Source organism: Neglectibacter sp. X4 (assembly GCF_009917365.1).
Lineage (GTDB): Bacteria > Bacillota > Clostridia > Oscillospirales > Acutalibacteraceae > Acutalibacter.
Genome location: NZ_QWLE01000093.1, coordinates 1 through 5,612, shown reverse-complemented (window position 1 = coordinate 5,612; position 5,612 = coordinate 1). Strand labels below are relative to the sequence as shown.

Genomic DNA, 5,612 nt, shown 5'->3' with positions numbered 1-5,612 from the left:
TATTATACCGTAAGGGCATACCTATATAACCAATCTGCTGCTGGCGGAGGTGGACGTAAAAACAGTGCAATACCTGGCAGGACACGAACACGCCAAAATCACTCTTGACATCTACGCGCATCTTACCTACAATAAGCCAGAGGACTTGGCACAAAAGGTTAATGCGGCGTTTTCAGGTTAGATTTGAGGTTAAAATGCAGCAAGCGGCCCGCAAACCCAGATAAATAGCGGGGTTTTGCCGACTGCAAAGTAAAAGTACGGGGAATCCTGCTGATCATGCCCATCAGGGGGCGGCCCTGGCCCGGGAACTGCTCTCCCCTACAGGGCTTTTCACGCCGGACGAGATAGAAAAAATCAGCGCTGCCAATTATGCCCACAGCGACAAAGCTGCCCGGCACAATCCTTTTACAGAGGTTCTCGTTGACGCAGATGTGCTCCAGCACTGCCTTTTCACCCCCACCCAGCCGCCTGCCCTACAGAAGGCAGAACGCTTCCGCCACCTGTGCGCGGAGTTGGGGGCAAGCATGTAAAGGCCTTTCCCTTGTTGAACCCCCATATATAGGTGTAAAGCTGCATACTTTCTATATAAAATGTGGTTTTCAGGAGAAAATTGGGAAATTTTTCGTTAGGTTTTGCATGTCTATACAAACAGGGAGCCAAATACTTAAGATTGAGCGAAAAGTGTATAAGACTGTAAAAAATATGCATATACTTTTCTTGTAAAGCCAGAAAATAGCGGGGAACAGCAGAGAGATCGACATAAATATGCATAAATCTGTTTAAAAAAGGCGAGCGTATGACCTTGGGGAAGAGAAATTGATACAATTTGCACAGGCGGAAGTTTCCATAAGTCTGGGAAAGAGAAAGAAACATGGAGAAACCGGGGGAATTTTTGAGTTATGTCAAGGTATGTACCATTCAAATTTGTGCGAAATTCACAAAACATGCTGGCAAAGATTCTTGACAGATCGTGTATTTCATACTATACTATGTACAGCGACTGCCCTGCTTGGGCGGCGAAAGGAGTATGAAACCTATGCACTGCAAACACAAAAGCAAGACCCCGCGGTACTGGCTGGTTCGCATGGCTGCGGTATGTACCCTACTTTTCCTGTTCAGTGTTTTCTCTGTAGTCTCTGTTATGGCGAACACGGTTTCCGCCACTGTACTGGATGGCGGGATTTCTTATACCTTTAATATGAAAAGCACAGATCTGGAAAGCATCCTGCATCAGGCCCGGCAGCAGGGGCTTGCTCCCTTAGGCCCCCTTGACGTGGCGGAGCGGGTGGAAAATACCACCACAGTAAATATCCGCCGGGGTGTGAAACTGCGGGTGTCGGAGGCGGGACAGGCCCATGAGTTCGTGGCTTATAAGGGCGACACAGTGCGCAAGGCCCTGGCTGAAAACAATATCCTTGTAAAAGAGGAAGATTTGGTTACGCCAGGCCGGGACATGGTGATTACAACGGATTTGGCGGTAGAGATAAAGCGGGCCTGTGAAATCACCGTAACGATGGAGGGGAAAACGCAGACGCTTTCCATGACAGGGGGCACTGTGGCAGATGCCCTGGAGCAGGCCGGCATTAAGCTGCGGGACAAGGATGCCTGCAATTATGGCCTGGAAGAGCCGCTCTTTGATAAAATGAATCTCCGCATTTCCCGGCTGGTGAAAATTACTGTGACAGCGGACGGGAATACGAAGGAATACGAGGTGCCTTTCCAGCGGGTTCAGGCAGCCCTGCGGAGCGCGGGCATCAGGCTAGAGGAAGAGGACAGGCTCAATGTGAAGCGTACAGACATGCTGCAGGAGGGCATGAAAATCGTTATAGAGCGGGTACGCGTGGAAGAGGAAAATCTGGTGGAGGAACTGGATTTCACCACCCGCTATGAATACAGCGATACCCTGTTCGCCGGGGAGGAGGAAATAAAAACCCCCGGAGAAAAAGGCCAGAAGGAAACCGTTTATAAGGTTACCTATGTCGAAGGCGTGGAGGAAAGCCGGGAAGTGGTTTCCGAAACTGTTACAAAGGAACCTGTGGAAGAAATCATCCTGACCGGCACCAGGCAGCAGGTGAATCTTTCCGGCGGCACAAGCGCCGGCAGTACAGGCGCAGGAGACGCCGGCACCTTTGTGGACAGCATGGGCAACACAGTTTCTTACTCTAACAGGATGGTAGGCGAGTGTACGGCCTATTCCATACCCGGCGGCACCACCTCTATTGGGATGAAAGCGGAGTATGGCGTTATCGCGGTAAACCCCAGCGTTATTCCCTACGGCACCCGGATGTATGTAACCTCTGCAGATGGCAGCGTGGTATACGGATACGGCGTGGCGGCTGACACAGGCGGGGCGCTGCTGGACGGCACTGTGCTTGCGGATCTCTGTTATAACACCTTGGAGGAGTGCAGCTATATTGGCAGGCGGGACATGGTGATTTACATTTTGGATTAAAAAGACAGGGCGGGAGGCTGTGAGGCTTCCCGCTTTTTGCCTGGCAGGACAGCCTTATATGAATCGTGCAATAGAATTTGAGGAAAATGCCGCCCTGCCCTCTCTTGTAATTTTCCCCATAAACGGCTATAATAAGAAAAGCGAAGAAAGGGGGAGCGGCGGGTATGCAGTACTTTTACGCATTTTTATGGTTTGCTGTCGGCTTGATTTTGCTTTTCTCCATGACAAAAGAGAGTAAGATTTTCTATTTTGCCGGCGGCTTCTTTCTGTTTCTGGGGGCCTGGTGGCTGGCAGACGCCCTGATGCCAGAGATGAAGCTGTTTGAAGGCGGCTGGGGGATTGCCCTGCGGTGTATCACAGGAGGCGCGCTGCTGATTTTGGCGGCTGCCTTTGTGCGGGAATACAGGCAGAAAAGGCGGGAAGCCGTAAACGGGAAGGAAAAAAAGCCGGATAAGTAGGGGATCGACCGCTTGGAAAATAAAGAGCGGCCCATAAAAGGGCTGGCATCTTGTTTTCATAAAGCGGCGTGACATTATGGGACATGGACGGACAAAAAAAGAGGAAGGCGGAGAGTAGCTTTGGAAGCAATGATGGTGATTATGGGAAAGGTCGCGGTGATTTTAATCCTCATCGCAGTGGGATATGCGGTGACAAAATGCGGCTGGTTTACGGAGCGGGGCGCGGCAGAGGTAACCTCGCTGCTGATTAAGATTGTCACTCCCTGCCTGATAGTCAACTCCTTCTTAGGGAATACCGGCACGCTGCAGGTTTCGGAAATGCTGCTGGCTGTGGTGGTTTCGGCTGTGGCTATAGCGCTGTCCCTGGTTATCAGCCTGATAACCTTCCGGAACGAACCGCCGGAGCGCAAAAAGGTGCTGCGCTTTGCCGTCATTTTCAGCAATGCAGGCTTCATGGGCATTCCCTTGGTGGAGAGCATTGTAGGCGGCAAGGGGGTTATTTACGGCTCCTTCTTCATCGTTGTGTTTAATGTGGTCTGCTGGACATACGGCTACAACATGATGAGCGGCGGGGCGAAGATGAACCTTCGCACAGTGCTGCTGAACCCGGGGATGATTGGCCTGCTTTTCGGCCTGCCCATTTACTTTTTCAAGCTTCAGCTTCCCGCGCTGCTCACCGAGCCGGTAGGCTTCCTGTCAAACCTCAATACCCCCTTGGCTATGCTGGTCATTGGCAGCTACATAGCCCGGGTGGATCTCCACTCCTTTATTTCCGATCTGGCAGTGTACAAAATGGCGGCCCTGCGCCTGGTGGCGGCCCCGGCGGCGTATCTGGCAGTGCTGCTGCTTATCCGCCCGGAGCCGGATCTGCTGGTGAGCAGCGTGATACAGGCGGCGGCTCCGGTGGCGGCGAACACAGTGCTTTTCGCGGTGGAATACCACCAGGACTCAGAGCTTGCCTCTAAGACGGTGGCGGTTTCCACAGTGCTTTCCATTATCACTATCCCCATCTTTACCATCCTGGCCCAGCTTGCCTGCCAGTTCCTTTTCTAGGGCAAGATCGCGGGGCGCTGGTCTCGCCTGCCGGCTCGGTCGGTTCGCAGCTTGTCTGCCACTGGCAGACGCTCACCCCAATCCCCGCAAGCCTTTTTGGGAAAAGGCTTGACCGAAAAACTAATTTTTGGGGCGAAAATATTTAAAGAAAGGAATGATACGGGCACAAAAAGGCGAATGGCTTGTTCCTTTTTGTGCGGATCCTGTATCGCGTGGCGATTTTATGCAGATAGCGCCATCACTTTTAGCGGCGGATTTTTCCGCCTTAGGCCGGGAGGTTGCCCGGGTGGGAACAGCGGACATGCTCCATATTGACGTGATGGACGGGGTGTTCGTGCCCAACATCAGCATGGGGCCTGCGGTTATTGCTGCCCTGCGGGATAAAACCTCCCTGTTTTTCGACGTGCATTTAATGGTTCAGAACCCCTTGCCTTATATCGGTGTGTTCCGCAGGGCCGGGGCAGACGGCATCACCTTCCACGCGGAGTGCGGAGACAACCCGGAAGCCTTGGTGGAGGCCATTCTGGCAAGCGGCGCGAAGGCCGGCGTGGCGTTAAAGCCCGGGACTGGCGCAGAGGCCATCGGGGCCTGGGGAGAGAAGCTCTCCCTGGTGACAGTGATGACTGTGGAGCCGGGCTTTGGCGGGCAGAAGCTGATGGAAGGGCCGCTGGATAAAATCCGGGAAATAAAAAAGCGGTTCCCAGTGGTTTCTGTGCAGGTGGACGGCGGGGTGAACCGGGACACAGCAGCCCTGGTGGCCCGGGCCGGGGCGGACAATATCGTGGCAGGCACAGCCGTATTTCAAAGCCAGGATCCCGCTGGGGAAATTGCGTGGCTGCGGGGTGTGTAAAGGGAGGAAGCTTTCGGAAGAAATTTCCAGAAAATTTGTTTTCCGCAAAGTTTGGTAGATCCTATATATATGTATACGAAATGTGGGAGCAGGTGAACAGGCACTTTTGAAGCGGCGCAGCCGTATAATAGAAGTAAAAAAAACCAAAAGAGGTGCTGCCCTTGCGACTGAAAACCCCTGCGCAGCCCCTTGTTTTTTGCTTCTCAGACGCCTCCTCCCTGTGCGCCGCTGTGCAGGCTCTTTACCGCCTGCGCCCCGCCCTCACCGCCGGGCTTTCCCTCAGCGGCGGCCGCTACTATCTCGCGGTGCAGGCCCCCCTGAGGGACAGACAAGTGGTCCGCCGGGTGGCTCCCGGCTGCTGTATCGGCTCAGCCCCCGTCCTGTATGCTTACCGCCGCGAACATGGCGCCGAACTGAGCAAAAACGCCATTCACGAGCTGGGACGGCCTCTGGCAAACTGATTTTTTCCCGTTTCCCACCTGTTATGAAAAAAATTTTTTCCAAAAATCTGCCATTTTTTTCTCTTTTTTTGCCAATTCGCTTCCTTTTGCGCTGGGCAAAATCCCCAAAGTTGCCGCGCTCTGTCAAGTGAAATCATGGCAATTCATCCAATAGCTAGTGGGTTTTTGCCCTGCTCACACGGCAAAAATGGCTCTAGACCGCCTAAAACCCTAGTTTTCCACATTTGCTCCCGGTTATGTGAATTCGTCAAAAAAGTTTAAAAAAAGGCTTGCATTTTTCCATGACAAAGGTTAATATATAGATAACTTCCACTCGCCGGCGGAGCGGGGAGGAGGGG

Annotated in this window: 6 protein-coding genes and 1 pseudogene; 6 read left to right on the top strand and 1 reads right to left on the bottom strand. The window is 52.9% G+C overall.

All coding sequences use genetic code 11. The features are described from left to right. Positions 1-16 precede the first annotated feature (16 nt). Positions 17-181: pseudogene (locus tag D1841_RS16265) on the top strand (site-specific integrase); the annotation flags it as partial. Here D1841_RS16265 and D1841_RS16260 read toward each other — a convergent pair. After that, positions 159-443, bottom strand: coding sequence for a hypothetical protein (locus tag D1841_RS16260; RefSeq protein WP_160644637.1), 285 nt, complete (start codon positions 441-443; stop codon positions 159-161). The pseudogene D1841_RS16265 and the gene D1841_RS16260 overlap by 23 nt on opposite strands. 593 nt (positions 444-1,036) lie before the next feature. Between D1841_RS16260 and D1841_RS16255 the strand changes: the two genes are divergently transcribed. From D1841_RS16255 to D1841_RS16235, 5 genes are all read left to right on the top strand, one after another. Beyond that, positions 1,037-2,452, top strand: coding sequence for a 3D domain-containing protein (locus tag D1841_RS16255; RefSeq protein WP_166554296.1), 1,416 nt, complete (start codon positions 1,037-1,039; stop codon positions 2,450-2,452). Between the two features lie 164 nt (positions 2,453-2,616). Continuing rightward, positions 2,617-2,910, top strand: coding sequence for a hypothetical protein (locus D1841_RS16250; RefSeq protein ID WP_160644641.1), 294 nt, complete (start codon positions 2,617-2,619; stop codon positions 2,908-2,910). A gap of 129 nt (positions 2,911-3,039) precedes the next feature. Next, a complete protein-coding gene (locus D1841_RS16245; RefSeq protein WP_237076439.1) occupies positions 3,040-3,963 on the top strand; it encodes an AEC family transporter in 924 nt (307 codons plus the stop codon). Between the two features lie 223 nt (positions 3,964-4,186). Then, complete coding sequence (rpe, locus tag D1841_RS16240; protein WP_160644644.1) at positions 4,187-4,813, top strand: ribulose-phosphate 3-epimerase; 627 nt, start codon at positions 4,187-4,189, stop codon at positions 4,811-4,813. Positions 4,814-4,974: 161 nt separating this feature from the next. Continuing rightward, a complete protein-coding gene (locus tag D1841_RS16235) occupies positions 4,975-5,274 on the top strand; it encodes a hypothetical protein (RefSeq protein WP_160644646.1) in 300 nt (99 codons plus the stop codon). Positions 5,275-5,612 lie beyond the last annotated feature (338 nt).

Bases quoted from the DNA above. Each gene is read 5' to 3' on its own strand.
- rpe (WP_160644644.1), top strand. From the start codon at position 4,187: ATGCAGATAGCGCCATCACTTTTAGCGGCGGATTTTTCCGCCTTAGGC.
- D1841_RS16255 (WP_166554296.1), top strand. From the start codon at position 1,037: ATGCACTGCAAACACAAAAGCAAGACCCCGCGGTACTGGCTGGTTCGC.
- D1841_RS16245 (WP_237076439.1), top strand. From the start codon at position 3,040: ATGATGGTGATTATGGGAAAGGTCGCGGTGATTTTAATCCTCATCGCA.
- D1841_RS16250 (WP_160644641.1), top strand. From the start codon at position 2,617: ATGCAGTACTTTTACGCATTTTTATGGTTTGCTGTCGGCTTGATTTTG.